Source organism: Pseudodesulfovibrio alkaliphilus, from assembly GCF_009729555.1.
Classification (GTDB): Bacteria; Desulfobacterota; Desulfovibrionia; order Desulfovibrionales; family Desulfovibrionaceae; genus Pseudodesulfovibrio; species Pseudodesulfovibrio alkaliphilus.
This window is the reverse complement of record NZ_WODC01000005.1, coordinates 1-24,880: the sequence shown is the minus strand read 5'-3', so window position 1 is coordinate 24,880 and position 24,880 is coordinate 1. Positions and strand designations below refer to the sequence as shown.

General features: G+C 63.3%; 26 protein-coding genes. 10 read left to right on the top strand and 16 right to left on the bottom strand.

Annotated elements, in window-relative coordinates:
* Positions 1-163: 163 nt before the first annotated feature.
* The 10 genes from GKC30_RS08615 to GKC30_RS08570 all read right to left on the bottom strand — a co-directional run bounded on the left by GKC30_RS08615 (position 164) and on the right by GKC30_RS08570 (position 7,689).
* Positions 164-643, bottom strand: a complete 480-nt coding sequence (locus GKC30_RS08615) for a metallophosphoesterase family protein (RefSeq protein ID WP_155934114.1) — start codon at positions 641-643, stop codon at positions 164-166.
* 10 nt (positions 644-653) lie between these two features.
* Entirely contained in the window at positions 654-1,496 is an 843-nt protein-coding gene (locus GKC30_RS08610; protein ID WP_155934112.1) for an MlaA family lipoprotein, read from the bottom strand.
* Positions 1,497-1,504: 8 nt separating this feature from the next.
* Entirely contained in the window at positions 1,505-2,155 is a 651-nt protein-coding gene (locus GKC30_RS08605) for a Tgt2/MlaC family protein (RefSeq protein WP_155934110.1), read from the bottom strand.
* A 27-nt stretch (positions 2,156-2,182) separates the two neighbouring features.
* On the bottom strand, positions 2,183-2,629 hold the full coding sequence (gene mlaD / locus GKC30_RS08600) for an outer membrane lipid asymmetry maintenance protein MlaD (protein ID WP_155934108.1): 447 nt from the start codon (positions 2,627-2,629) through the stop codon (positions 2,183-2,185).
* Positions 2,617-3,477: an ABC transporter ATP-binding protein gene (locus GKC30_RS08595; protein ID WP_155934106.1), complete on the bottom strand. Its 861-nt coding sequence runs from the start codon at positions 3,475-3,477 to the stop codon at positions 2,617-2,619. The genes mlaD and GKC30_RS08595 overlap by 13 nt, the downstream gene beginning before the upstream one ends.
* Positions 3,478-3,484: 7 nt before the next feature.
* Complete coding sequence (locus GKC30_RS08590) at positions 3,485-4,291, bottom strand: MlaE family ABC transporter permease (protein WP_155934104.1); 807 nt, start codon at positions 4,289-4,291, stop codon at positions 3,485-3,487.
* Positions 4,292-4,496: 205 nt separating this feature from the next.
* Positions 4,497-5,111 carry an HD domain-containing protein gene (locus GKC30_RS08585; protein ID WP_155934102.1) on the bottom strand — a complete coding sequence of 205 codons (615 nt, stop codon included), beginning with the start codon at positions 5,109-5,111 and terminating at the stop codon, positions 4,497-4,499.
* A 16-nt stretch (positions 5,112-5,127) separates the two neighbouring features.
* Positions 5,128-6,309: a bifunctional glutamate N-acetyltransferase/amino-acid acetyltransferase ArgJ gene (gene argJ, locus GKC30_RS08580; RefSeq protein ID WP_155934100.1), complete on the bottom strand. Its 1,182-nt coding sequence runs from the start codon at positions 6,307-6,309 to the stop codon at positions 5,128-5,130.
* Between the two features lie 174 nt (positions 6,310-6,483).
* Positions 6,484-6,837: a DVU0772 family protein gene (locus GKC30_RS08575; protein WP_155934098.1), complete on the bottom strand. Its 354-nt coding sequence runs from the start codon at positions 6,835-6,837 to the stop codon at positions 6,484-6,486.
* A gap of 429 nt (positions 6,838-7,266) precedes the next feature.
* On the bottom strand, positions 7,267-7,689 hold the full coding sequence (locus GKC30_RS08570) for a hypothetical protein (RefSeq protein ID WP_155934096.1): 423 nt from the start codon (positions 7,687-7,689) through the stop codon (positions 7,267-7,269).
* Between the two features lie 110 nt (positions 7,690-7,799).
* On the opposite strand from GKC30_RS08570, the gene GKC30_RS08565 reads away from it, so the two are divergent.
* Together GKC30_RS08565 and GKC30_RS08560 are read left to right on the top strand one after the other, a co-directional pair.
* Positions 7,800-8,285 carry a CinA family protein gene (locus GKC30_RS08565; protein WP_155934094.1) on the top strand — a complete coding sequence of 162 codons (486 nt, stop codon included), beginning with the start codon at positions 7,800-7,802 and terminating at the stop codon, positions 8,283-8,285.
* 97 nt (positions 8,286-8,382) lie between these two features.
* Positions 8,383-8,790 carry a hypothetical protein gene (locus GKC30_RS08560; RefSeq protein ID WP_155934092.1) on the top strand — a complete coding sequence of 136 codons (408 nt, stop codon included), beginning with the start codon at positions 8,383-8,385 and terminating at the stop codon, positions 8,788-8,790.
* A gap of 282 nt (positions 8,791-9,072) precedes the next feature.
* Here GKC30_RS08560 and rdgB read toward each other — a convergent pair whose 3' ends face one another.
* Positions 9,073-9,687: an RdgB/HAM1 family non-canonical purine NTP pyrophosphatase gene (rdgB, locus tag GKC30_RS08555; protein ID WP_155934090.1), complete on the bottom strand. Its 615-nt coding sequence runs from the start codon at positions 9,685-9,687 to the stop codon at positions 9,073-9,075.
* A gap of 42 nt (positions 9,688-9,729) precedes the next feature.
* Positions 9,730-11,208, bottom strand: coding sequence for a two-component system sensor histidine kinase NtrB (locus GKC30_RS08550; protein WP_367614049.1), 1,479 nt, complete (start codon positions 11,206-11,208; stop codon positions 9,730-9,732).
* Positions 11,209-11,301: 93 nt separating this feature from the next.
* Between GKC30_RS08550 and rimO the strand changes: the two genes are divergently transcribed.
* Entirely contained in the window at positions 11,302-12,648 is a 1,347-nt protein-coding gene (rimO, locus tag GKC30_RS08545; protein ID WP_155934088.1) for a 30S ribosomal protein S12 methylthiotransferase RimO, read from the top strand.
* A 448-nt stretch (positions 12,649-13,096) separates the two neighbouring features.
* Here rimO and GKC30_RS08540 read toward each other — a convergent pair whose 3' ends face one another.
* A complete protein-coding gene (locus GKC30_RS08540) occupies positions 13,097-14,293 on the bottom strand; it encodes an MFS transporter (protein ID WP_155934086.1) in 1,197 nt (398 codons plus the stop codon).
* A 213-nt stretch (positions 14,294-14,506) separates the two neighbouring features.
* Between GKC30_RS08540 and GKC30_RS08535 the strand changes: the two genes are divergently transcribed.
* On the top strand, positions 14,507-14,965 hold the full coding sequence (locus GKC30_RS08535) for a chemotaxis protein CheX (protein WP_155934084.1): 459 nt from the start codon (positions 14,507-14,509) through the stop codon (positions 14,963-14,965).
* 32 nt (positions 14,966-14,997) lie between these two features.
* Positions 14,998-16,584 carry a HEAT repeat domain-containing protein gene (locus tag GKC30_RS08530; protein ID WP_155934082.1) on the top strand — a complete coding sequence of 529 codons (1,587 nt, stop codon included), beginning with the start codon at positions 14,998-15,000 and terminating at the stop codon, positions 16,582-16,584.
* Positions 16,585-16,656: 72 nt separating this feature from the next.
* On the opposite strand, the gene GKC30_RS08525 is transcribed toward GKC30_RS08530, so the two are convergent.
* Positions 16,657-17,538, bottom strand: a complete 882-nt coding sequence (locus GKC30_RS08525) for an esterase/lipase family protein (protein WP_155934080.1) — start codon at positions 17,536-17,538, stop codon at positions 16,657-16,659.
* Positions 17,539-17,644: 106 nt separating this feature from the next.
* Between GKC30_RS08525 and GKC30_RS08520 the strand changes: the two genes are divergently transcribed.
* Positions 17,645-18,691 carry a DUF1786 domain-containing protein gene (locus tag GKC30_RS08520; RefSeq protein ID WP_367614048.1) on the top strand — a complete coding sequence of 349 codons (1,047 nt, stop codon included), beginning with the start codon at positions 17,645-17,647 and terminating at the stop codon, positions 18,689-18,691.
* Positions 18,692-18,814: 123 nt separating this feature from the next.
* Positions 18,815-20,878 (top strand): AsmA family protein, encoded by a 2,064-nt coding sequence (locus GKC30_RS08515; RefSeq protein ID WP_155934078.1) that lies wholly within the window; start codon positions 18,815-18,817, stop codon positions 20,876-20,878.
* Between the two features lie 83 nt (positions 20,879-20,961).
* Here the strand turns inward: GKC30_RS08515 and GKC30_RS08510 are convergent, their stop codons facing one another.
* Together GKC30_RS08510 and GKC30_RS08505 are read right to left on the bottom strand one after the other, a co-directional pair.
* Positions 20,962-21,720 carry a dimethylarginine dimethylaminohydrolase family protein gene (locus tag GKC30_RS08510; RefSeq protein ID WP_155934076.1) on the bottom strand — a complete coding sequence of 253 codons (759 nt, stop codon included), beginning with the start codon at positions 21,718-21,720 and terminating at the stop codon, positions 20,962-20,964.
* Between the two features lie 125 nt (positions 21,721-21,845).
* Complete coding sequence (locus GKC30_RS08505; protein WP_155934074.1) at positions 21,846-22,811, bottom strand: chymotrypsin family serine protease; 966 nt, start codon at positions 22,809-22,811, stop codon at positions 21,846-21,848.
* 188 nt (positions 22,812-22,999) lie between these two features.
* Here GKC30_RS08505 and GKC30_RS08500 point away from each other — a divergent pair, with 188 nt between their 5' ends.
* The 3 genes from GKC30_RS08500 to GKC30_RS08490 all read left to right on the top strand — a co-directional run bounded on the left by GKC30_RS08500 (position 23,000) and on the right by GKC30_RS08490 (position 24,745).
* Positions 23,000-23,347, top strand: coding sequence for a helix-turn-helix domain-containing protein (locus tag GKC30_RS08500; protein ID WP_155934072.1), 348 nt, complete (start codon positions 23,000-23,002; stop codon positions 23,345-23,347).
* Positions 23,348-23,421: 74 nt separating this feature from the next.
* The gene (locus GKC30_RS08495) at positions 23,422-24,036 is read left to right on the top strand and encodes a RhiA family protein (RefSeq protein WP_155934070.1); all 615 of its coding nucleotides are present in this window, start codon (positions 23,422-23,424) and stop codon (positions 24,034-24,036) included.
* 55 nt (positions 24,037-24,091) lie between these two features.
* Positions 24,092-24,745: a hypothetical protein gene (locus GKC30_RS08490; protein ID WP_155934068.1), complete on the top strand. Its 654-nt coding sequence runs from the start codon at positions 24,092-24,094 to the stop codon at positions 24,743-24,745.
* The last annotated feature ends 135 nt before the right edge of the window (positions 24,746-24,880 follow it).

Below are 24,880 nucleotides of genomic sequence, written 5' to 3'. Positions count from 1 at the left end.
ATGCCATTACTGAAACAAAAGTGCAACAGGGCTGTTCGGACGGGAGGGGAAATCCGTGGTCGCCGGCCAGCAGCACCGACCGCCCATGGCACCGGGGTTTCGGGCCGAATCGGTCGGCAAGGGATCAGGAGGAAAAGGAGACCGCTCGGGCGGCGTCAAAGGATCAGAAGGCGTCGATGAAGCGGCAGTCCATGGCTCCGTCTTCGTCAACCGTGACCCAGGCCAGGGAGCCGGCCTCGCCCAGGGAGCCGGGATTGACAACCTGCACCCCGTCCACCTCGGACCAGTCGCGGCGGTGCGTGTGGCCGTAGCAGATCAGGTCGTGGTCAGACCCAAAGGCGTGAACCACGGTGGCAGCCACCTGGGAGCGCGGCCCCCAGCCATGGGCCACTCCCAGGGTCAGCGGGCCGACCGAGGCCGAGAGCATGGGCTGCAACTCCTGCGCGAGCAGGGCGTCCCAGTCGCAATTGCCTCGTACGCACAAGAAACGCTGATGGCGGCAGAGATAAGCCCATACCTTGTAGGAAGTGATGTCGCCGCAGTGAACAAGCACATCGGCCGGGTCGAGCCACTGCTCGTAAACCCGATGGAGCCACGCGGGCGGGTCGCCCAGGTGGGTATCGGAAATGACCGCTATCTTCATGGAACTCGGGCTATTCCCTGACCTTCTTGGCCCGGAAGCGAATGTAGGCATCGCGCACGGCGGCGTACTTGTCGATGGCGCCCTCGGTCAGGGTCTCGTATTCGTTACCCGTGAGTTCGAGGGAAAGCTGGTTGACGTTCTTGTAGGCGCGCACAGCGACCATCTCGATAAAGGTCAGGTCGGCGTACGTCACCGGGTCGAGCAGGGTGTCGCCCACCCAGCCGACAGACTCGCGAACGGAACTCGGGCCAAGGAAAGGCCAGACCAGGTACACGCCATGGCCGAAACCGGCCTTGCCCAGCGTCTGGCCAAAGCCGTCGGCCGTCGGCCGCTCGGGAGTCCAGTTGCGCTTCATGCCCGAGGTGACATCGGCAAAGCCGAGCAGACCCCAGCTGGTGTTGGCAAGGAATTTGGAGGTTTCCATATAGGCCGCGTCGAACTTGCCCTGCAAGATGTTGTTCACGAAGCGGACCGGGAAAAGCATGTTGGTGAAGAAGTTTCGCACCCATTGACGGGGCTGCGCGGGAATGGCCCAGGCGTATCCGGTGGCCACGGGCTTGAAGACCCCGTGGTACATGGCGTCGTTGAAGTGGAACCAGACCATGTTCCACCCCTTGAAGGGGTCGGCCACAAGCTGCCCTTCGGCATCGCCGTATTCGTCGAAGTCGTCAAAATCGTCGTAGTCGCCGGATGTCTCGGCGGTCTTGGCGTCAGAGGCGGCTCCGGCTCCGCGCATGTCCGTGAGCTGGGCCACACTGAAGGAACCCTGGCCGGAATCCGAAGCAAAGACACCCCCTCCCCCCATCAGGAGAAGGGCCGTCACCATGAGGCAGACTGCAATCCGTGCGGTCATTGTCGCGCCTATCCCTGTTGCGGCACAGCCAGGTCCTGGCTCCCGTCATCCTGGCCGCTGTCCAGTTTCTCGATCCGTTCGCGTATCAGCTTCAACAGGTCTTCGGGGGTTCCGGAATTCAGCACCTGTGAAAACTGGCTTCGATAGTTGGCCACCAAGCTCACGCCCTCGGCGACCACATCGTATATCATCCATAGGTCTTGAACGATTCTCAACCGAAATTCAACTATTATTTTCTTGTCCTTGTCCACGAGCTCGGTGAACACCTTGGCCCGGTTGCCCTCCACCTGCTCGCCGGTATACTTCACGTCCTGGCCTCCGTAGGCCGGAATTCTCCTGAGATAGGTCCGTTCAAGGAGCTGCACAAACGCCTCGGTCAGATCGTCCTGCATCTGCGGGGTCATGGCGGTCCAGGGCCTGCCCACTGAAAACATGGTCACAAGCTTGAAATCAATAAACTTTTCCGCCTCTTCGCGCAGCTTCCGCACAGTCTCTTCGTGGTAAGCCGGGTCCTGTGCCTTGGGGTCGCTCAACACCGAGATGAGCAGCTCCACCCCCGCCTTGACCCTGTCGGTGGGCGTCTGCGAAGCATCCGCATGCACCGGGGCCGAGAATACACAGACGAGGAACATGGGAAGAACCAGTCGCTTGAAGAGCATAAATCCGTCCTGTTGCGTCGTTTGCGTTTACACCTTTCCAAAGGCGAATTTGCTGATGAGATCCTCAAGGTCGATGGCCGGATTGGTGTCGAAGAGAGCGTCCCCGTCACCGATGGGATCCCCCAGGCCGCCCGGAGCGATCTTGAGGAACTTGTCGCCGATCAGGCCGCTGGTCTTGACCCCGACAATGGCGTCATCGGTCAGCTGGACTTTGCGGTCAATCATCATGGTCACCCTGGCCATGCCCTTGTCCTGGTCCAGGACGATGCCCTTGACAAACCCTATGTCCACCCCGAACATCTGCACCGGGGCGTTGACCTTGAGGCCGGAAACGTCCGAAAAATCGGCATGAACGGTATAGTACCTGTCCGTGAAGAGTTGGACATTGCCCAGCTTGATGCTCATGTAGGCGATGGAGATCAGCCCGACGAGCACAAAGAGTCCGACGGCGGTTTCCTTATTCAGTTTGAACATCGTCCATCCTTTCGGCCTGTGGCTTTTGCGCCCAGAATGTCGGCGCAGTCGAGTTTCATCCTGTCCTGGCTGATGGGCGGCAGGGTCAGGCGCGAGGTGGCCCGCTCCCCGGCAGAGCGGTCCAGGAACCGTCGCAGGTAGGGGTCCTTGGTGGCATCCAGCTCCTTGATGGTGCCCTGAAAGAGGCTGCGCCCCTCGCCGAGCACCACCACGAAGTCCGCCAGGGCGTGCATGCTCCGCAGGTCGTGGGTGACCACCACCATGGTCATGTCGAACTGGCACATCATCTCGAGCATCAGTTGGTCCAGCTCGGCCGACATGACCGGATCAAGGCCCGAGGTCGGCTCGTCGCAAAAGAGCATCTGCGGGTCCATGACCAGGGCCCTGGCCAGACCGGCCCGCTTGCGCATGCCGCCGGAAAGCTCGTTGGGAAACAGATGCGCGGCGTGGTCAAGGCCGACCATGGCCAGCCTGTCGTGCACGATGCGCATGATCTCGCTCTCGGTCAACCGCGTGTGTTCGCGCAGAGGCAGGGCGATATTGTCGCCCAGCCGCAGGGAGCCGAGCAACGCCCCGTCCTGAAAGAGCACCCCGGTGCGCTGGCGGATGCAACGCTGCTCCCGGTCGGAGACTGCGCTCATGTCGTGACCGCCGATAAACACCCTGCCCTTGCCGATGGGCTGAAGCTTGAGGATGTGTTTGAGCAGCGTTGACTTGCCCGAGCCCGAGCCCCCGACAACCATGGACAGCTTGCCGCCCGGAAACTCGATGTCCAGGTTTTCGGCCACTATCCTGCTGCCGTACCCAATGGTCAGCCCCTCCAGGCGGATGCTCGGTGCGTTACCCATGACTCCCCTACCAAAGCAGCGACGTGAGGACATAGTCCGCCGCGAGAATGACGACGCAGGACTTGACCACCGCGCTGGTGGTGGACTGGCTCACGCCCTCGGGGCCTGCGCGGCCCGAACGGGTGTGGGTGTTGTAGCCCTCAAAGCAGCAGATGGCGCAGACCAGCACCCCGAAGACCAGGGACTTGATGAACCCGCCCTCAATGTCGCTCCAGTCGAGCGAGCCCTGAACCCGGGACCAGTACACGCCTTCATTGGCCCCCAGCAGCTTGACCCCGGTGAGCCAGCCGCCCCACAGGGCGATGAGATTGAAGAAGGCGGTCAGGATGGGAAAACTGATCAGACAGGCGGCCATCTTGGGGGCCACGAGATAGCGCATGGGGTTGATGTCCATGATGGTCAGGGCATCGATCTGTTCGGAGATGCGCATGACGCCGATCTCGGCGGTCATGGCCGACCCGGCCCGGCCCGTGAGCATGATGGCCGTCAGCACCGGGGCCAGCTCGCGTACCATGGACAAGGCCACGCCCGTGCCCAGAAAGCCGTCGGCCCCGAAGACAGAAAGGGCATAGTAAAGCTGCATGCCCATGACCATGCCCGTGAACAGGCCGATCAGCGCGATGACCGTGACCGACTGGACGCCGATGAAATACACTTGGCGGACGGTCTTGGCAAACTGGCCCCACCCGGCGAACATGAGCGCGACGGCTTGCAGGAAGAACAGGAAAAGTCCTCCCAGCTCATCCAGCATCCTCCCGAACGCCCGGCCCGGAAGGGCCAAGGAAAAGGTTCCGCCCTGCGCCTTTTCGGCCATGTATGACTCCACCCCCAGGCGCCCGGAACAGGGGCCCTTGTCTTGACTACACCCTCAGGTTTCCTGAAGAATCCTCTGGAAACAGCCCTCGGAATCTCCGCCAAACCCGCCTGAAAAACCTTGGATCAAGCTATTTAACTAAAATCTCATCAAACGGCAAGGCAAACAGGCCGGGACAGAGAATAATCGTGAAATCCTCCCAGGATCACTTCTTGGCATTGCTGCCGTTCTTGCGCTCCCACCAGGCGGGGTCGGGACCGAGGAACCACCAGTCCGTATGGTCCGTGACCGCGATGGTCTCGGCCAGCTCGCGGCCCCATTCGGTGCGCACCCGCTGCACCGCAATTTCGAGCCACTTGGCGGCGTAGGGATTGCCCAGATCGGCCTGTTCCTTGAGATTGAGGATAAAGTCGAGCTGATCCGCGTCCTGGGCCAGCCGCGCCTCCAGGGTGGCGGTCTCCTCAAGTTCCTGCCAGTAGCCGAGCACGTCCTCCTCCAGCCCGGTGCCCTTGAGGGCATGTTCGAGCGCGAGGGTCCGCGTGGACGAGTTGTAGATGCGGTTGACGTAGTTGTAGTCCCCGGTCCGCGCCTCGTGCAGATCGTGAAACAGGCACAGATAGGTGGTGCGGGCCACATCCGCCCCGGCCATCCGGGCCAGTACGTGGCCGATGACGGCGGTGCGGAAGGAGTGCTCGGCCACGTTCTCGGCGCCGGTTCCCAAAAACTGGTAGCCCGTTCGCGGCGTCTTCCTGAGCATCCCGCATTCAAAGAAGAAATCCGCCAGCCGCTTGAGTCTGTCCCGTCCGTCCATGTCAGCCATGATACGTTCTCTTGCCTTATGACCGATAATCGGCGTTGATGGACACATAGTCGCGACTCAAGTCCGAGGCCAGGAGCAGGGTGCTGCCCGGCCCGTCGCCGATGTCAATATGGATAACGATGTCGCGCTCCTTCATGATCGGTTTTAGCAGTCCGTCCATGTCGCCCGGTTCCGGGGTGCCGTTGCGGAACACGAGGATGCCGCCGATCTTGAGCACCAGATCCTCGGGGTTGAAGGCCGCTCCCGAATAGCCCGCTGCGCAGACGATGCGCCCCCAGTTGGGGTCCGAGCCGAAAAGCGCGGTCTTGACCAGAGGCGAGTTGCCCACGGCCCGGGCCACTTTCTCGGCATCGGCATCGCTCCTGGCCCCGGAGACCTGGATGAAGGCCACCTTGGTCCCGCCCTCGGCATCCATGACGATCTTGTAGGCCAGCTCCTCCAGTACGCCCAGCAGGTGCTTGCGCAGGGCGATGTAGTCGTCCTCGCTCTCCACCGCCACCCCGGATGCGCCGTTGGCCAGGGCCATGACGCAGTCGTTGGTGGACATGTCGCCGTCCACGGTGATCCGGTTGATGGTCAGGTTGACGCAGTCGGCCAGCATGGTCTGCCACGCCTCGGTTGAGATATCTGCGTCGCAGAGGATGAAGCTGAGCATGGTGGCCATGTTGGGGCTGATCATGCCCGCGCCCTTGCACATACCAAGCAGCCGCACCTCGCCAGAGGGCAGCTCGAAGTGCGCGTGGGCCAGCTTGTGCACCGTGTCGGTGGTCATGATGGCCCGGGCCACGAGCTCGGGAGTGCCGGTTTCAAGGCTCTTGCCCAGGGCGGGCATTGCCGCCTCCCACTTGGCCAGATCGAACTGGGCGCCGATGACGCCGGTCGAGGCGGGCAGCAGCTCGTCCGCAGGCACACCCAGCGCCCTGGCGGCCAGATTCAGGGTCTCGCGGCAGTTGGCGCGGCCGGTCTCCCCGGTGCAGGCGTTGGCCTGGCCCGAGTTGACCAGAAAGCCGCTCATCTTTCGGCCACCGGCCAGCATCTCCCTGCACTGCAGCACAGGCGCGGCCTTGAACTTGTTGGTGGTGAACACGCCCGCGGCCACCGCCGGGGCATCGCTGACAATGGCGCCGAGGTCGTACTTGCCCGGCTTCTTCAGCCCCGCCTGGACGGCGGCGAACCGATATCCTTTGGGTATATTCATGGCTTTCTCCAAGTGGTATGCGTGATGGGCGGGCACGGCCGCCAAGCCCACTCCCCTTACCCCAGAGCGGCCCGACTGAAAAGGGAAAACCCGGCTCCCCCGGCCCCGGAAGCATGGACGGCAAAGGGCTGTTCCCTTACCGGAACAGCCCTCCAACGCACGGTTCCGACCGGGTTATTTTTCCAACTCGGCGATCAGCCACTCCTTGATGTAGGAAGGCAGCTCCAGGATACCCTTGATGTCCTTGATGTCGTCGAGAAGCTTGCGGGAAAGTTCGGCCGGGAGCTTCTTGGAGCAGAGAATGGTGGAGCCGTAATTGTCCATACGCATGAGCACCACCTTGGGCTCCTCCCAGGTGTCCACGGCAAAGTAGACGGAATACTCGCCGCTACGGGTCACGGGCGAACGCATGGCATCGCGGTAGTTGTTGTTGCCCCACTCCAGATACAGGGTCACGGCGTCCTCGTGGATCATGTCCCAGTTGACTTCGTTCAGCCACTGCTTGCAGGCGTTGGTGTCGTCGCTCATGTGTTCCTCCAGATGAATTTGGGTCCAGGCAACGTACCATCCAGAGCCGCGCCCGTCCATGATTTTGCCCGGCAGGACGCCTGAAGCGTCCTGTTGCCGGATGGTAACAGCCAAATGGCCGCTGCCGATCTCTCAATCGACTGTTTAACAATGGTGAGATGCCAGGCGCGAAAGAAGTTCGGAGCCGAAGCCCTTGAGCCGTCGGCGAGCCTTCCAGCCTTACGAAACATGTGAGCAGAGGGGTACTCTTTGTGCGCGGGGAGTTGATTCGCCCCGTCCAGGGGCTCACCCCCTCGGGGCGTCGGCAGAGCCACCGTCCAAACCCGCTGCCCTGCGGATTTGTGAACTTTTTGAATACGTTTTCTGCACGGCTCGAAGACTCGCCTACAGTCACCGAACCACAGCAGCTCGCCGTTTTTCATCCGCCTTCTATGGGTCGATGCCCCCGGCCCGGTTCTCGGCCACCACGCGGGCCAGGTAGCCGAAGGCCACGAAGAGTGCCAGCACGGCCAGATCGCGGGTCCACAGGGCCCATACCAGCAGGCAGCACGCCAGCAACACAAAGCACAGCCCCGCCCACTTGGCAAAGGTCCAGGGCAGCACGGACCAGTTCTTTTCCCACTCCACCGAGGCCTGGACCACTCTGCGCCAGCGCCCGTCAGACATCTCGGGCAGGGGCAGTTCGAAAAATCCGAAACCGAAGAGAATCAGCCCGGCCGCAAAGACCAGGAAACTGTGCAGGAGCAGGGCCAGCCCGAAAAGCGCAAGCGCCGCGAGCTGGACGGTGAAGTTCCACGGCTGGCGGTGGCGGCTCAAGGCCAGGGCGAAAAGCTCGGACGGGGTAACGGTCATGGGCGCTCCTCTGACCATCATACGGGCGATGCGGCCGGGATTGCAACCATTGCCGCCATCCGGTAACAACCAGGAACACGCATCGGACCGCAACCGACCCGGAGGACCCAATGGATACCCGCCTCGTCTCCCTTGCCGTGACCGAACTCGGCGAAAACCTGCGCGCCCACGGCAATCTGCTGGCCACGGCCGAATCCTGCACCGGGGGCCTGCTGGCCAGCACCCTGACCGACACGCCCGGCAGTTCCGACTGGTTCGCCGGGTCCGTGGTCGCCTACGCCAACCAGGTCAAGGAAAAGCTGCTGGGCGTGGACCCGGCCCTGCTCAGGGAACACGGAGCGGTCTCCGAGGCCGTGGTCCTGGCCATGGCCCAGGGTGCGCTCGCGGCCGTGGGCGCGGACATCTCCGTGGCCATCTCCGGCATCGCCGGGCCAGCGGGCGGCACCCCGGACAAGCCCGTGGGCACGGTCTGGATGGCCTGGGCATGGCCCTCGGGCACCCGCGCCCGGCTGTACACCTTTTCCGGCACACGCGAAGCCGTCAAGGCCCAGGCCGTCATGGCCGCCCTCAACGGCCTGCTCTCGGTCAGCCGCTGACAAAGGAATCCGGGCCTTGGCCTCGGCAACGCGCACGCAGACATCCTGCCGAAACGGCCAGTGCGCCGCCACCCCACTCCAGCGCAAAGGAGACCCCATGCCGCAACGCCCCTATGAAGTCAGGACCGTCACCTTCTTCCCCGACACCATCCCCGATCCCACCGTGGATGGCCCCTTGGAGATGCCGCCGAAAACCCTCACCGACATCCCCGCGGATGCAAGCAAGGGCACCCGCCCCCTGACGCTGGGCGGGCACAGAGTCTTTCTCTACACCTGGGAGCAGGCCACGCCCCGGACCAGGGATATTCTTGCCAACTTCGTCGCCACCCACCAAGGCATGCCCATCCGGGGATGGACCCACCCCGGCAAGGACGCGGAATACACCGTCGCCTTTTCCGATGTGGTCATACCTCGCCAGCAGGTTGAGGCCGGACAGACCACCTACACCCTGGAGCTTGCGGTCTTCATCCTCACTGAGAGTCCTGCGAGCAACACGCACAACTAATCATACCATACAGGCTGTTCAAAAATGGTGAGATGCCCGGCGCGAAAAAGGTTCACGATCGACGCCTTCGAGCCTGACGGATCATGAGGGCAGAGATGTACTCCTGGCACGCGAGGATTTGATTCGCCCCGTCCTGGGGCTCACCTCACGGGCGTCGGCAGGAGCCGATGTCCAAATCCGCTGTCCTGCGGATTTGTGTTTTTTTGAATACGTTTCCTGTACGGTTCGAGGACTCGCCCACAGTCACTTCACGACAGCAGGCCGCCGTATTTCAGCAGTCTGTTACGGCCGGGCATTGACCCTTGCCCAGAATTCCGGCCACTTGGCCAGCAACCGGCGCATGGCCTTGCCCCGGTGGGAGCGGCGGTTCTTGACCTCGGGGTCCAGCTCGGCCACGTGGCAGCCCATCTCCGGGTCCACCACGATGACATCGTAGCCGAACCCGCCGCTGCCCCGGTAGTCATGCCCCACCCGGATCTCGTAGCTGCCGTCGGCGTCGATGTTCTCGCCCGACGGGGCCACGGCCACCATCACGCAACGGTAGCGGCCGGTGCGCTGCCCGTCGGACACGCCGCGCAGCGCGGCAAGCAGCTTCTCGTTGTTGGCGCGGTCGTCGCACTCCTCGCCCGCATAGCGGGCGGAATACACGCCCGGCGCACCGCCCAGGGCGTCCACCTCGATGCCCGAGTCGTCGGCCACGGCCACCAGCCCGGTGGCCTCCGCCACGGTCCGCGCCTTGATCAGGGCGTTTTCAAGAAACGTGTCCCCGGTCTCGGGTATTTCGCCTATCTCCGGGAATTCCGTCAGACTGCGCACACGCACTCCAAACGGTTCAAGCAGCACCGAAAGCTCGCGAATCTTCCCCTTGTTGCCGGTGGCCAGGACAATGGCGTCCATGCAATCCCCCTGATGACTGGTGTGTGGAAACAGGGGATGTGCTTACCCGGACTCCTCGGAATCCGCAACCGCCAGGATGGGCGGCAGATACAGCGTGATCTTGGTGCCCGCTCCCACCCGGCTGACCAGATCCACCTCGCCGCCGATCTCGTCGATGATCTTGCGGGTCTGGGCCAGCCCGAGACCCGCGCCCTTGCCCCGAGTGGAGAAGAACGGGCTGAAGATCTTGTCGCGGATATCGAGCGGAATGCCGTGGCCCGTGTCCTCCACGGCCAGCACCGCGTAGTTGTGGGTCATGGCCGTGGTCACCAGCAGGCGGCCGCCGTCCTCCATGGCCTCAAGGGAATTCTTGACCAGATTGATCAGGCACTGCTTGATCAGGTCCGGGTTGGCGTGGACCCTGGCCACGTTCTCGTCCAGGTCCACCAGAGCCTCCACGCCCTGGTTCTCGCAGGGCAGGCTCATGACTTCCATGGTGGCCCGCACCAGTTCGTTGATGTCCACCTCGGCCACCTGGGCCTCGGTGGGCCGCGTGAAATTGAGCAGGCTCTTGAGGATCTCGTCAAGCCGCTTGGACTCCTCGAGGATGATCCCGATCTTCTCACGCGCCTTATCGTCCAGCCCGCCCGTACGCATCAGGGAATTGGCGAACCCGCTGATGGTGAAGAGCGGGTTGCGTATCTCATGGGCCATGTAGGTGGACAGCTCGCCAATGGAGGCCAGCTTCTCCGCCTGCTGGAGCCTGTGCTCCATATATGTCCGCTGGGTGATGTCGCGCCGGATGGCCACCACATGGCTGACCGTGCCGTCCTCGTCGAACACGGGATGGGTGTAGACCCGGAAATAACGCACCCGGCCATCGTGGTCCACCTCGCTGGTCATGGTTTCGGCATGGGCGCGTGTCCGCATGGTCCGGCCGAAGGGGTCCTTCTCGAATCCGCACTCGGGCTTGTCCGTGCCGGTGAACACCTCGCAATAGGACAGGCCGATGATGTCCCTCTTGGCCCGGCCCAGCCTGTCGAGCACGGTCTTGTTGCTGCCCACGATCTCGCCCTTGGCGTCGAGAAAAAGTATTTCATGGTCCATCTGGTCGATGATGGTCTTGAGCATGTTCTGGGTGTGGAGCAGGTCCATCTTGCAGGCCACCCATATCTTGTCAGATGTCAGCAGCTTGATGAAAAAACTGGCGGCGTTGCGCTCCACCAGGGTGATGCCCACGGGCAGCCTGGCCCGCAGCTCTCCCACCAGGGCGGGCCTGCCTGTGGACTCAATGACCAGATTGATGGCCGGATGGTTGTCGAGCATCGCCCGATAGTCCGGGTAGGTGGGGATGTTCGTCCCGGCCGGAGCGGCGTCTGGCAGCGGGCCTCCCCCGGGGAGAGCCACGGCGACCACGCCTATCTCCTGGAGCACCATGCTGTTGGCTTGGTCCTTGAACATCTGCCAAAATGTCAGTAGAGCCGGAATGTCGCCGATGACGCCGATGACGTACCGCTTGTCCTCGCCGTGTGTTGACAGCACTGTGACCTCCTGACCTGATGATTGCCCCCTTGACCGAAAAGGGGCAGTACCGGACGATAATACAATCGGACGCCCTTTTCAAAGGATAAACGCATGACGCACGATCCCGCCGCTCCCCTTGCGGTATTCACCGTAAGCCTCGGGTGCCCCAAGAATCTTGTGGATACCGAGCGTTTGCTCGGCGTTCTCGGCCCGGGCATGGTCCCCACAGACAGCGTGGCCGGAGCGGACCTCGCCCTGATCAACACCTGCGGCTTCATCCAGCCTGCGGTGGAGGAATCCGTGGCCGCCATCCTCGACGCCGTGCGCGAGGCAGACGAAGCCCGCGAAACCACCGGCCGCCGTCCCCTCGTGGCCGTGGCCGGGTGCCTTGTCAGCCGCTACGGCCAGGACCTGCGCGACGAACTGCCCGAGGTGGACCTGTGGCTCTCCACCGACCAGATCGCCCTGTGGCCCGGAATGATCGGCAAGGCCATCGGCCGAGCCCGGATAATCGCCACCCCAGGCATTGGCGACGCCCCGCGTCGGCTTTCCACCGGCCCCGCCTTCGCCTACCTCAAGATCAGCGAAGGCTGCTCGCACAACTGCCGCTTCTGCACCATCCCCGCCATCCGGGGGCCGCACAGAAGCCGCCCCAAGGACGCCCTGCTGGCCGAGGCGCACACCCTGGCGGCCAGCGTCCCGGAAATCGTCATCGTGGGCCAGGACTCCACCGCCTACGGCACGGACCTCGGCGGCGACAACACCATCAGAAACCTCGTCGCCGGGCTGGCCGAAATCCCCGGAATCTCCTGGCTGCGCCTCATGTACCTCTATCCTGCCGGACTCACCGACGACCTGCTCGGCTTCCTCAAATCCGTCGGCGAACCGCTGCTGCCCTACTTCGACATCCCGCTCCAGCACGCCCACCCCGATGTTCTCGCTTCCATGGGCCGCCCCTTTGCCCGCAACCCGCGCAAGGTCATCGACCGGGTTCGCAACCACTTCCCCGAGGCCGCGCTGCGCACCACCTTCATCGTCGGCTATCCCGGCGAGACAGAGGAACATTTCGACCAGCTGATGCGCTTTGTGGAGGAAACCCGCTTTCACCACCTCGGCGTCTTCCCCTACTGGCCCGAGGACGGCACACCGGCCGCCGCCATGCCCCATCAGGTGGACCAGGAAACCAAGCTCGCCCGGCGCGACGCGCTCATGGCCCTGCAAGCCGACATCAGCCGGGAGATCATGGAATCCCACGTCGGGCAAACCCTGCCGGTGCTCATCGAGGACCCCTCGCCCGAATGGCCCGGTCTGCACCTGGGCCGCGCCTGGTTCCAGGCCCCGGAAGTGGACGGCACCACCTATGTGGCCGCCCCCCCGGACAAGCCCCTGACCCCCGGCACCATCGTGCAGGCCGAGATAGACAAGGCCGACACCTACGATCTCTCGGGGCTCGTCTGACGGCGCACGGGAAGAGGCGATGAGGGAGGGGGCACTCGAAAGAGAGCAAGACTTGGGTCGTGGTGGGCTGAAAGGGCCTGCAATATCCGGGGACCTTCTTCCAATCCACGCTGATCACGCCATTTTCGCCTTCACTTACGACAGATAGACAATGGGCGGAGCGTCGCAGCGCCAGTTCGTCGGCTCACGTCTAGGGCGAAACCCGGCGGAGGCGGAGTCTTCGACGCCGACAACTGTTTCTCCAGCGGGCCGACGTTACTGGCGCACGGCGCGGGAGACCCGATCACAGAAGATAAAGAGCTGTTTTTGCTTACTTTTTGGCGATCCGGTCCAAAAGTAAGTCGGCCCGAAGGGACGAAACGCTTCCCGCAAAAACCCGCCAAAGGCGGTTTCCTTATCTCTTCTCCCTTCTCCCCCAACCTTCCCGCCCTCGCCCGGGCAAACGCGCTTAATCCACCCGCCCCCCGGTTCCTGCAGGCAAACGCCGCAGCAAGGCCATGGACCACAGCAGCAGCCCCCCCTGCACTGCGAAACCGTACTGAAAAAACCCGGCGTCCCCCATGGCTCCAAGAAAAGTGGGCACCACGCCCAACCCGATCAGGGCATTGACCGGACCCATGAGCGCCACGGCCACGCTACGATGCTCGGGAGGGAACACGGTGGAGAGCATGGTAAATCCAGGCGCGAACATGAGCACCGATGCCACGGGCTGAAACAGGGTGGCCGCCACCAACGCCTGCCCGGAGCATAACCCCAGGGCAAGCAGGCCGCAGCCGGACAGGAGCAGACACAGGAGAATGGCGGGCCGCGGCCCCCATCTGTCGGTGATCCAGCCCGCCACAAAGGGGGACGAGCATGCCAGCATGCGCGAGATGGCCAGCAGACGGTTGGCCGCCTCGCGCTCGAAACCGTGGACATCGACCAGGTAGAGGGGGAGCATGGCATAAGGGCCCACCGAGGCTCCCACCCCGAGACTGAAGAAAAGCACCAGAAGCCAGAATTCCGGACGCCGCAGAATCGTCATGATCATGTCCGGGCCGGGCACCACCCCCGGAAAGTCGCCGCCCCGCCCCGAACGGATGAACCACAGCCCCAAAACGACCTGGGCAACGCCGAGCAGAACAAAGGCGGCCCGCCAGTCGTACCGAAGCAGCAGCGCCTCGGCCAGGAGAGGGGCCGCCACGTAGGCGAGGTTCGGGGCCAGCTCGTGAACGGCCATGGCCTTGCCCCAATCCTCTTTGCGAATCAGGGAAAAGATGACGGCAATGCCCGAGGGCAGATAGAGACCGACGCACACGCCAAGCACGAAAACGGCGACCAGCAGCCAGGCATAGGTTCCGGCCAGGGGCACGGCCAGGGCGGCCACACCCACCAGAAGCGACGAGATGCCCACTGTGCGGCGATGGGTGGCGGCCCGGGAGAGAAAACCGCACAAAAGCAGCCCCAGCGCGTTGCCCGCTCCATGGACCATGAAAACCACCCCCGCCCCGGTATGGGCGAAACCGAGATCCACCTGAACAAGGGGCATGACCGGGGCGAGCGAAACCCGCGAGAGGAAGTTGAGAAAAAAGATGACGGCAACGAAAAGCACCGCCGGAAGCGCCGCACGAAACGGCCCTCTTGTGTCGGAACTGGGCGCGGGCATGGGTGTTTCTGGCTTTATGCCCTCTGCCCGTCGGGCGCAAGTCCTTTTGTGCAAGGGCTTTATTTTCGCTACACGCGGCTTGACCCGTTTCGCCGAAGCCGATACCTATTCCGATACAATGGTCGCGCAAGGAAGCGCGACCCCGAACTTTTTTCGAAACACCACAGGCCCACGGCGCGGCGGTCCGGGAGGCTTAGGTTCAAGGAGACAGGTATGGATGTCGAACTGGCGAAACCCTTCATAAAAGCAGCGGTCGACGTGCTCTCGACCATGGCCTTCATCAAGCCGCAGGTGGGCAAGCCCTACGTCAAAAAGAACACCGTGGCAGCGGGCGACGTGTCCGGGCTGGTGGGCATTACCGGCGAACGCAACGGCAGCGTCTCCCTTTCCTTTTCCAAGGGATGCGCCGTGGCCATCGTCAAGAACATGCTGGGCGACGAGATTGAGGACATCATGCAGGATGTGAAGGACGCGGTAGGCGAACTGACCAACATGATCTCGGGACAGGCCCGTGCCGGACTGGCCGAGAAAGGCTACGTCTTCCAGGGCTCGACGCCCACGGTGATCCTGGGCGACGGCCACACCATCTCCCATATGGCCAAGACTCCGATCATGGCCATCCCCTTCACCACCCCGGACGGCCATTTCACCATCGAATTCTGTTTCGAGTAGGCGGCCAGCCACCTCAACAGGCGGAGAGACGCATGGCGACGCTAGATGCTTTCAGAGACAAGGAATTTCTGGATCAGATAATGATCCTCAACGAGATTTCCGGCAACAAGGACGCCGGGGATCTGCCCGGGCTCATTGACCTGCTCAAGAACCCCGTGGGAGATACCTCCATCGACTACATGGTGGTCAACGCCCTCAACGCCGTGCTTTCAAGCAACGAGGCCACGGTCATCAAGGGCCTGTCCGACCCCCATCCGGGTCTGCGGACCCTGTGCATCCGCGTGGCGGGCGAGCATGGCTTCCGAAACGCGGCCGGCCCCCTGGCCGACATTGCCGCGTCCGAAACCGACCCGGACCAGCTCATGGAAATCCTCAATGCCCTGGCGCGCATCGCCGCCCCCTCGGCCACCCCGATCTTCCGCAGCTACCTGGACCATGAAGACCCGTTCATCAAGTCCACCTGCATCGAGGCGCTGGGCAGGCTCAAGGACGAGGACTCCATCGACAGCTTCAAGGCCATGCTCGTCGACAGCGAGGCCCCGGATCGGTACGAAATCTGCGACATCACCACATGGAAGGCCGTGGAGGCCCTCTCCTCCTTCGAGCGGGATGACACCATCGGTTTTCTGGTGGAAAAACTCCATCACAAAAACCCCACGGTGCGCCGCATCATCACCGACGCCCTCACCTCCATGGGCAAGTCCACCGTACCCATGCTGCTCAACGCGTTCGAAACCGGCGATACCGACACCCGCATCCTGGCGGCCAACGTACTCGGCTTCGTGCGCGACCGATCGGGCGCCGACGGACTGGTGGCAGCCTTTGACAAGGGGCAGGCCGACGACGCCAATGTCCGCTATGCCGTGTACGAGGCATTGGGCCGCATCGGCACCATGAAGGGCATCATCTGTCTGGTGGACGGGCTCCGGGAGACGGACGAACTCATCCTCATGGCCGTGGTGGGCGGGCTTGAGCGCCACGTCAACCCCGGCATGGTTTCGACCATGACCGCCATGGTCGCCCAGGCCGACGACCAGAGCGACAGGCTGGCCAAGGCCGTCATCGCCACCCGGGCCACCACCCTCTTTGACGCCCTGTACGAGAATGCGGGGGCGGGGGACGCCCTGATGGACGCCCTGGTCCAGTCCAGGGACCCGGAAATCATCGACGCTTTCCGCGCCGTGCTCGCAGACATCGGTGGCAGCCGGGCCGAGGAGGACATACTGCGTCTGCCCCAGGTCGAAAGCACCACGCGGCTGGCCCTGGCAGCAGACGATTCGCGTTCCATGTGCGCCATGCACCGGGCCATCCTCACCGACCTCGGCTTCGAGCCATTCATGGCCGCCAACGGCGAAGAGGCTTACGACCACATCGAGCAGGGCGGTCGGTTCGATGTCATCATCACCGACATGAACATGCCCGTCATGGACGGCATGGAGCTGGTGGGCAAGGTGCGCAACACCCCGGGTTTTGAGGACGTGCCCATCATCATGGTCACCACCGAATCCGAGGCCTCGCAACAGAGCCTGGCCAGCAAGGCCGGGGTCACGGCCTTCATCACCAAGCCGTTCAAACCCGAGACCCTCAAGGCCAAGATACTGGAAGTCACTGGCGGCTGACAACCGCCGTCCATATTTCCGATTGCCAAGCCGGGCGCACAGAGAATCTCTGTGCGCCCGATCCTGTTTCCATCAAATGGGTTCAGCGAACGTCGCCCGCACGGCCCCGGCAGAGGTTGCCTCGCGCAGGAACTCCGCCGTCGCGTCCGCCACCTCGGGCGAATAGAGCATGTAGACGTGGCCCATGGGCCGAACCGTATGCTCGATCCAGCCGGGTCTGCCCGGACGCAGGCAGGAGCGGGGAAAGACAAAATCGTCCACAGGGCTGGTCAGGGCGAGCCTGGGGCAGTCCGGCTCGGGCAGCGCCCCGACCATGGCCGGGATACCGCCTTGGGCAGCGCCACGGCCAGGAATCAGGCCGCGAGCCATGGCGCCAAGCCCCATTCGGGCCAACTCGGACCCCGCATGGGGAGAACCAAGGGCCACCAAGGCCGCCACCCGGCCGCGGCAGCGCGGATCAACGGCCGCGGCCCGGCAGACCAGCCCGCCCAGGCTGTGGCCCACCAGGATGGCCCGCGCCCCGCGCCTTGGCCCCAGCAGCCGGTCCAGGGTCCGGCACAGCCCGTCAACGGCCTCGTCGAAGCGGCCGGTGAAACTGTTGTATTCATAGGTATGCAGATCGGTGAACCCGGCCCGAGCCAGATGGCGGGCAAAGAGCGGCCAGGCCGAGCGGTTGTGATACAGGCCGTGCACCAGGACAACGGGCAGGTTCCCGGCCTCGGCCTCCCGGCGCGGCAGCCAGGCCAGGGGGTAGGCCATGAGCGCCGCAACCCCGGCCACAAAGGAGGTCGCCATCCCGGCCAGGACAGGTCGGACCAGTCCGCCCCGGTGGTCGCGGATCTCGCCCAGCAGACCGGCCCGGACATTGGACGCCAGAAATCCCGCATAACGGAACAGGGAGAACGCGAGCAGGACGACGCAGGCAACGATCAGGGTCCAGGCGAAAATTGACATGTTCGCATGGTACAGGCCCGGCCCCCTGACTGCAACGCCAACCCGACCTTGCCTGCAAAGACGCGGCAAGGTATTCTTGTCCCCCTGAAACCCAAGGAGATTCCCCGTGGCCGACACCATCCTGTGCATCGACATCGGCAGCGGCACCCAGGACGTGCTGCTCTACTCGCCCGACATGGAGGTCGAGAACTGCCCCAAATTCGTGCTCCCGGCCCCGGCCCGGCGCATCGGGGAACACATCCGGCAACTGACCGGCAAAGGCCGGGACATCTGGCTGCACGGCAGCAACATGGGCGGCGGGGTGAGCCGGGCCGTCCGCGCCCATCAGCAGGCCGGACTGGCCGTGGCCGCCACCCCCGGCGCGGCCTACACCATGGCCGACGATCTCTCCCGGCTGGAGGAGTCCGGCATCCGGTTGACCGAGCAATGCCCCGAGGGATCTGCCCCCGTGCATCTCACGGACTTTGACGAAGCGTGGTGGCGCCGCTTCTTCGAAACAGCCGAGCTGGACTGGCCCGGCTCTGTGGCCGCCTGCGCCCAGGACCACGGCTTTCATCCCGGCAAGTCAAACCGCATGGGCCGTTTCAACCTCTGGCGCACGTTGCTGACCGAGGGGGCGGGCAGACCCGAAAGCCTGATATGGGACAGTCCGCCCGCCATGCTCACCCGGCTGGCCGACCTGGGTCGCGACATCGGCGGCGGACCTGTGGCCGATACCGGGGCCGCGGCCGTACTCGGCGCACTCTACGTGGACGAGATTGAGGCCCATGGACGCAGAACCGGCATCACCCTGGTCAACATAGGCAACTCCCACCTCATCGCCTTTCTGCTTTTTGATGGCCGCATCCTCGGCGTGTACGAGCAGCACACCGGCTGCGTGGACGGCCCCAAACTCTGGGCCGATCTGGCCCGCTTCCGCCGCGGCAGCCTGAGCTTTGACCAGGTGTTCGAGGAAAACGGGCACGGCTGCCTGACCCTGGACCTCCCCCCCGAGGCCGACGGCTTCGGCCCCACCTACGTTCTCGGCCCGCGCCGGAGCCTGCTGGCGGGATACGACGTAACCTTTCCGGCACCCGGCGGCGACATGATGCTCGCCGGATGCTTCGGTCTGATCAAGGGCCTGGCCCTGCGTGGCCCAAAAAGCGGCCGGTAAACGAACAGACCCGATTTTTCCACCGTGGGCTAGGCACATTGGCAGCCACGTGGTAGAGAAAGAATAACCGGCGCGGCTGTCGCACAAGACTCTGCGCCGACACCCTCCAGCCAAGGAGCCATCATGACCAAACCGCTCAAGATAGGACTCATCGCCATCGGCTCGCTGCTCGCCCTGTTCGTGGCAGCGGCGGTCGTCCTGGTGCTGACCGTGGACCCCAACAAATACAAGGATGAAATCTCCCAACTGGTCAAGGAGCAGACCGGACGCGATCTCGTCTTTGAAGGCGACATCGGTTTCAGTTTTTTCCCCTGGCTGGGGCTTGAGGTCGGCCCGGTGGCCCTGGGCAACCGGCCCGGCTTCTCTCCCGAGGCCATGATCCGCATCAGTCGGGCCGAGGCGTCCATCCGTCTTCTGCCGCTCCTTTCGGGCGAGGTGTCCATCGGGGTCATTGCCCTGGACGGGTTTACGGCCAATCTGGCGGTCAACGCCCAGGGCGTGAACAACTGGGACGATCTGGCCAAGCCCGACGACACGGCCGCCCCGGCTCCGACCCCGCAGCAGGACCAGACCGCAGACACCGCCGCCGGACAATCCATCAAGGACATCTCCGTCCTCGGCGTGGAGATCACCAACGCCAGCCTGTTCTATGCCGACGCAGCCGCGGGCACGGCCGTCTCCCTGGTCAACCTCGGACTCGTGGTGGGCGAAATCGGCGACAAACGCCCCTTCCCCTTTGAACTGGCCTTTGACCTGACCCTTGATCAGGCCGCGGACAAGCCCAAAATCACTACCCGGCCGAAACTGGCGGGCACGGCCGTCATTGATCTCAAGGCCGCCGCCTTTGATGTCACCGACCTGACCCTTGATGCCTTGGGCATGCGCCTGTCTGGCTTCGCCTATGTCAAGGCCAAGGACGGGCTGGCCTATTCCGGCGAGGTGGACCTCGCCCGCACCAGTCTTCGCGAAATCATGAAGCAGGTGGGCGTGGAGCCGCCGGTCACGGCCGACAAGGCCGCCCTCTCGGCCCTGGCCGCAGCCCTCAAGTTCAACGGAACAGACAACGCCGCCATCATCGAATCCCTGCGCGTCACCCTTGACGACACCACCATCACCGGAACAGGCTCGGTCAAAAACTTTGCCAAGCCCGCCATGGAGTTCGCGATCAACGTGGACGACATCGACGCGGACCGCTACATGCCACCGGCCGGCGCAGCCGAGCCCAGTGCTGACACCGCCGCCAAGGCCAGCCCGGCCGACGCCTCCCCGGCCAGCGAGCCGGACCTGACGGCCCTGCGCGAACTGGACTTGAACGGCCGCATCACCGTGGGCAAGGCAAAGGCCATGAACCTGCGCGTGGCCGATGTTCTCTGCCAGATAGTGGCCCGCGGGGGCGTTCTGACCGTCAGTCCCTTCACGGCCAAACTCTATGACGGCACCCTGGACGCCACCACGGTGCTCGACGCCAGACCGGCCGCCGCCGCATGGAAGGCCCAGGCCGCAGTGTCCGGCGTCCAGGCCGGACCGCTGCTCAAGGACATGACCGGCAAGGAACAGGTGCTCGGCACGGCCGTGGTCAAATACGATCTCTCCGGCACCGGCCTGACGCCGGACGCAATCAAGCGTTCCCTCTCGGGCACGGCCTCCTTCGCCTTCACCGACGGCGCCATCAACGGCATCAACGTGGCCAAGATGCTGCGCGACGCCTTCAACACCCTCAGGGGCAGACCCGCTTCCGGCGATGAACCCATGCGCACCGACTTCGCGGAGCTGCTCGGCAGCGCCCGCATCACAAACGGCCACATCGTCAACGACGACCTGCTCATGAAATCGCCGCTCCTGCGCCTCACCGGCAAGGGCTGGGCCGACCTGCCCAAGGACAGCGTGGACTATCTGGCAACGGTCACGGTGGTGGGCACCCTCAAGGGTCAGGACGGCGCATCCGTCGAGGAGCTGACCGGCCTGCCCCTGCCCATCCGGGCACGCGGCTCCCTGGCCGACCCATCCATCAGTCTGGATATGAAGGCCCTGGCCGAGGCGCTGCTCAAGGGCAGCTTCAAGGAAGGCGCCAAGGGAATCGAGGAGACCCTGCGCCAGACCATCCTCGGCCGCGGCAGAACCTCTGACGAAGCAACCAAGGAGCCCGAAAGGAAGTCCCCGGCGGATCTGCTCAAGAAGCTCTTCTAAAAACCAACCGCGACCATGCAAAGGGCCGGGCACGCGAACGTGCCCGGCCTTCTTGCGTCCTTGAGACAAGGAGGGAAGCGGCGCTAGAAGCGTAGCGACAGGCAGGTCAGCCCGCCGTCAAGCTTGCGGAACTCGGACATGTCCAGCTCCACCGTGGGCCGCCCCAGCGCCTTGATCGCTGCGAGGGTGCGCGGAAAACCCGCAGGCACGATGACCGTGCCGTTGATGAAGAGGCAGTTGCGGGCGTATGCCTCGTCGTTGTCCACCACAATGCGCCGGAACCGCGCCAGCTCCGGGGCCTTGTCGAAAAAGGGAGACACCAGCAGGGTGTTGTCGCCAACAAAGCTGACATCGGTTTTGAAATGCAGGGCATCGCCCATCTCCAGAGCATGCCAGGCGTAGCCGTGGCGGGCCAGCGCCTCGCCCAGGGCCGTGGCCCCGGCCATGTTGGTCCGCTCCGACAGGCCGATAAAAAAGGTGTCTTGCACCTGGAGCACGTCGCCGCCCTCAAACAGGGCGGGCGGGCTGACGCGCACCACGGGCCTGTGGCGCAGCAGCACCGGCTCGACGCTCGCCTCCTCGCCCTGGCGCGAGGGTGCGCCCAGAGGGGCCAGCACGGCCACATGCTCGCAAACCACGGCCGTGTCCTCCACAAAGCAGCAGTCCGGGTATCCCGGCTCGGCGTCGAGCACGGTCAGCTCCAGACCCAGGGTTGCCAGGGTCATGCAGTATGCCTTGTGCTGGGCCAGAGCAAGATGCGGGTCAGGGGTTCCAAGGTTGGCGGAGGTGATACCCTCAACCATCTCTTCGGACGGGCGGCGGGTTATGGCGTGTGTAAACATCGCCGCTTGATACTTCATTTTTTTTCGACTGAAAACTCTTTTTACCCGGCCAGGACCGACAAAAACAGGAAAGGGGGACGCCCCCCTTTCCCACGCCGCGCAGCCTCACGCTCCGGTTCTATCGGTTAGTACAGGGAGACCTTAAGAGCCCCAAGCACGTTCTCCATGACATTCATGTAGGCCGCCACTCCCGGCGTTCCGGCAAAGTGCAGCCCCACTGCCTTGTTGCTCTGCCGCGATACCACCAGCGCACCGGAGTCACCCCCCTCGCTGCGGTAACTGGCCGTCAATTGATCAGTCATCGTGTAGTGGTTGCCGGCTGCATCTGCGACCATGATGGTCACCTTGTCCGCTGTGACCACCCCGGCGGTCAGTTCTGTGGTTTTGCCATTTTTCATTACTGCCATGCCGATGGTGATTTCGGCAGCCGGAACGCACTGGGCCACATACGGCCGGATCGGGATGATCAGATCCTCCTCCACCGTGGCCAAGGCCGTGTCCACCAGGTTGTCCTGGGTTGTCGACAGGGGAACGAAGGCCCAGAGCTGCCCCACGGCTTCCAGGATCGTGCCGCCGTCATTGGGGCCGGGCTGAATGACTTCGGTGCCAGCCGGGAAGACGTTGTTATTCGCCAGCACATGGTTGCAGCTGAGGATAAAGAAGTGCTTCTGCGACCCCACCAAGCAGGTGGCAAAAGCGCCCAGCGTGCCGGTGGACTTGGCCCCCTTGTGGATCGCCCCCACGCTGTATCCCGACTCCAGGGGCCGCACCTTGTTCTTCAGCTCGCTGAAGACAACGTGACCAACCTCCACCACATCGGTCCTGACATCGCCGATGCTCTCCGGGATGCGGTCCCTTTCGTCCAGACGGTCGGCATCCACCTTTTCCGCCACCTGCACCTGGATGCAGGCTTCGGCCCTGGCTAGGCCGCCCACCCACTTGTGCCCCCGGCCCACGCCGACCACATTCCTTATCCGGCCGCCCAACAGGCTGGCAACCGCCTCGCCAAGGACCGCGTCCACCCGGTCCAGTCCCTGCCTGGACAGCCTGACCGCTTCGAAATCCACTTCTCTTATCCGCAATTTCCTCATGTCCAAATCCTCCTTTGATGCCCGGAGCCATGCTGACGACAGCGGCGCAAGGCCAAGATAGGCGCGGCTCGTACCCACCGGAAAGTCCCACACAGTCTGGTGTGAGGCGACGATTTGGGACTGTTTACGTTATTAAAATACAGGCTATGCGAAAAACATCTGAAACAGGATATTAAAGGGTGCGGCCCATGAAACACTTCAATCTTTCCGAAACAATCGCCCTGTACATCATGACGTGTACCAACGAGGAGCTGACTCAACTCACGCGCTACTCCATCGCGGAGACCTTTCAGGTCAACAAGAGTTACCTTTCCAAGCGGTTCAAGGAGGATCTGAACCTCTCTCTGTCAAGCTACATTGATCAGGAAAAGGCGGTGCGGTCGCGGATTATCATGGCCGCCACGGAGCGGACCACCGTGGAGGAGATCGCCCAGCGGCTGGGCATTGCCAAGCCGCAACAGTTTCGCATCAAGTTCCGGCAAATCTTCCACACCACGCCGGGCCGGTTCATCAGAATCGCAGGCAAGGCGAAATGACGCGGCGGATCGCGTCTTTCCATACACCGTTCAGGCGCCACGGACGGAAACATCAACCAGCAAAGGAGAGTCTCATGGACAAGTATTACGTCAATTTCGACAACGCCACGGATCGCACCTGGAGCATGGCCGTGTACCAGACCCTGCCCAATTCCATCGGCCTCGACAGCGTGGCATGGAAGCTGACCACCGTGCCCAAGTCCGGTTCCAGCGGTGTCTTCTGGGAGGTGAACTACAATGTGTCCCTCGCCGCCTACAGGCAGGACACCCCGCTGGGCGTCTACTACGCCTCCCAGACCCTTGATGCACACCTGGGCTTCGAGTGGGACATCGTCTACAAGGACGGCGTTCAGCAGCTGGAATTGGTCGATGCCCTGGATTCGACCCAGGCGGACCACATCGTCATCAACAACAAGTCCGGCCTGGAGGCCAATCCCGGCATCGGCATGTCCGGCATGGGTTCGGTCTTCAAGCGCAATGTCCTGAGCAACGCCTCGGCCCAGTTCAAGGTGACTCCCATCTACTGGGTGGGCCTGTTCCGCGACGTGGTCATCGGCGAGGTCATCAGCAGCAACGTCGAAGTCGGGCCCTTCAAGCTCGGCTTTGCCGAGGGCTCCAACGTGGCCACCATCACCGCCATCCGCCAGGGTGACGCCATCGAGTGCTCCACCGCCTACTCGCGGCGCTAACACTTAACCGGCGGCGGCCACCAGGTGGCCGCCGCCCAACTCACGGAGATAAACGATGCAATTGGGACTGACCATCATCAACCCCGCGGAAATTCCCTTCAACTATGTCTTGTTCCTGCGACTGCCACAAGCCAGGCATTGCGCCAGCGTGGTCTGGATGACAGGCGAGGCGCCGCCCAAGGCAAGCCTGCCCCTCACATGGTCCGATGCTCCTGCAGTGGTCCTTGGGTCCCGAGAGGATGACGCCCTCATTCAGGACAAGACATGGCCTGTGGCCCTGCACACCCGGTGGCGGCTGGAATACAGCTCCGAAACAGACCCGGATCCTTTCAGGCTGGTTCCCGTCCCTGACGTGGGCACGGTCATCAAGGACGATGTGATCGTAGAAAACAGGTCCGGCATTGAGGTTAATGTTGGCATGGGCGTGAACATGGTCGGGGCGCTGTACATGGAAAACATTCTGAGCAACGAGAACGTCATCTTCAAGATGGCGCCTGTCTACCATCTCGGGCTGTTGGCCCCCGGCACTCCCGCGCGGGTAGGACAGGTGGTGGACAATGGCGACGAAGCGGGCACCGGAGGCTTGCCCGTGGAGGCGATGCTGGCCCAATGTACAATTGAGCTGTCCGGGACGAGACCGCTGGCCCTTGTCAAAATCGTCGTCGATGAAGCAGGCAGTCCGTCTCTGTCAGTCTCCTATGTCGGATAACGCCAAATCCCCCCCCGGCGCAAAACAGCAAAAGCCCCGATTCTTTCGAATCGGGGCTTTGGAAACATTTCTTGGCAACGACCTACTTTCCCACACGCTACCATGCAGTATCATCGGCGATGGAGGGCTTAACTA

Excerpts from the sequence above, each read along its gene's own strand:
- GKC30_RS08575 (WP_155934098.1), bottom strand. The coding sequence starts at position 6,837 with ATGAGCGACGACACCAACGCCTGCAAGCAGTGGCTGAACGAAGTCAAC.
- GKC30_RS08505 (WP_155934074.1), bottom strand. The coding sequence starts at position 22,811 with ATGAGGAAATTGCGGATAAGAGAAGTGGATTTCGAAGCGGTCAGGCTG.
- GKC30_RS08610 (WP_155934112.1), bottom strand. The coding sequence starts at position 1,496 with ATGACCGCACGGATTGCAGTCTGCCTCATGGTGACGGCCCTTCTCCTG.
- GKC30_RS08490 (WP_155934068.1), top strand. The coding sequence starts at position 24,092 with ATGCAATTGGGACTGACCATCATCAACCCCGCGGAAATTCCCTTCAAC.
- GKC30_RS08495 (WP_155934070.1), top strand. The coding sequence starts at position 23,422 with ATGGACAAGTATTACGTCAATTTCGACAACGCCACGGATCGCACCTGG.
- GKC30_RS08590 (WP_155934104.1), bottom strand. The coding sequence starts at position 4,291 with ATGGCCGAAAAGGCGCAGGGCGGAACCTTTTCCTTGGCCCTTCCGGGC.
- rimO (WP_155934088.1), top strand. The coding sequence starts at position 11,302 with ATGACGCACGATCCCGCCGCTCCCCTTGCGGTATTCACCGTAAGCCTC.
- GKC30_RS08585 (WP_155934102.1), bottom strand. The coding sequence starts at position 5,111 with ATGGCTGACATGGACGGACGGGACAGACTCAAGCGGCTGGCGGATTTC.
- GKC30_RS08560 (WP_155934092.1), top strand. The coding sequence starts at position 8,383 with ATGCCGCAACGCCCCTATGAAGTCAGGACCGTCACCTTCTTCCCCGAC.
- GKC30_RS08605 (WP_155934110.1), bottom strand. The coding sequence starts at position 2,155 with ATGCTCTTCAAGCGACTGGTTCTTCCCATGTTCCTCGTCTGTGTATTC.
- GKC30_RS08535 (WP_155934084.1), top strand. The coding sequence starts at position 14,507 with ATGGATGTCGAACTGGCGAAACCCTTCATAAAAGCAGCGGTCGACGTG.
- GKC30_RS08510 (WP_155934076.1), bottom strand. The coding sequence starts at position 21,720 with ATGTTTACACACGCCATAACCCGCCGCCCGTCCGAAGAGATGGTTGAG.
- GKC30_RS08515 (WP_155934078.1), top strand. The coding sequence starts at position 18,815 with ATGACCAAACCGCTCAAGATAGGACTCATCGCCATCGGCTCGCTGCTC.
- GKC30_RS08570 (WP_155934096.1), bottom strand. The coding sequence starts at position 7,689 with ATGACCGTTACCCCGTCCGAGCTTTTCGCCCTGGCCTTGAGCCGCCAC.
- GKC30_RS08540 (WP_155934086.1), bottom strand. The coding sequence starts at position 14,293 with ATGCCCGCGCCCAGTTCCGACACAAGAGGGCCGTTTCGTGCGGCGCTT.
- GKC30_RS08525 (WP_155934080.1), bottom strand. The coding sequence starts at position 17,538 with ATGTCAATTTTCGCCTGGACCCTGATCGTTGCCTGCGTCGTCCTGCTC.
- GKC30_RS08565 (WP_155934094.1), top strand. The coding sequence starts at position 7,800 with ATGGATACCCGCCTCGTCTCCCTTGCCGTGACCGAACTCGGCGAAAAC.
- rdgB (WP_155934090.1), bottom strand. The coding sequence starts at position 9,687 with ATGGACGCCATTGTCCTGGCCACCGGCAACAAGGGGAAGATTCGCGAG.
- GKC30_RS08500 (WP_155934072.1), top strand. The coding sequence starts at position 23,000 with ATGAAACACTTCAATCTTTCCGAAACAATCGCCCTGTACATCATGACG.
- GKC30_RS08615 (WP_155934114.1), bottom strand. The coding sequence starts at position 643 with ATGAAGATAGCGGTCATTTCCGATACCCACCTGGGCGACCCGCCCGCG.
- GKC30_RS08595 (WP_155934106.1), bottom strand. The coding sequence starts at position 3,477 with ATGGGTAACGCACCGAGCATCCGCCTGGAGGGGCTGACCATTGGGTAC.
- GKC30_RS08530 (WP_155934082.1), top strand. The coding sequence starts at position 14,998 with ATGGCGACGCTAGATGCTTTCAGAGACAAGGAATTTCTGGATCAGATA.
- mlaD (WP_155934108.1), bottom strand. The coding sequence starts at position 2,629 with ATGTTCAAACTGAATAAGGAAACCGCCGTCGGACTCTTTGTGCTCGTC.
- argJ (WP_155934100.1), bottom strand. The coding sequence starts at position 6,309 with ATGAATATACCCAAAGGATATCGGTTCGCCGCCGTCCAGGCGGGGCTG.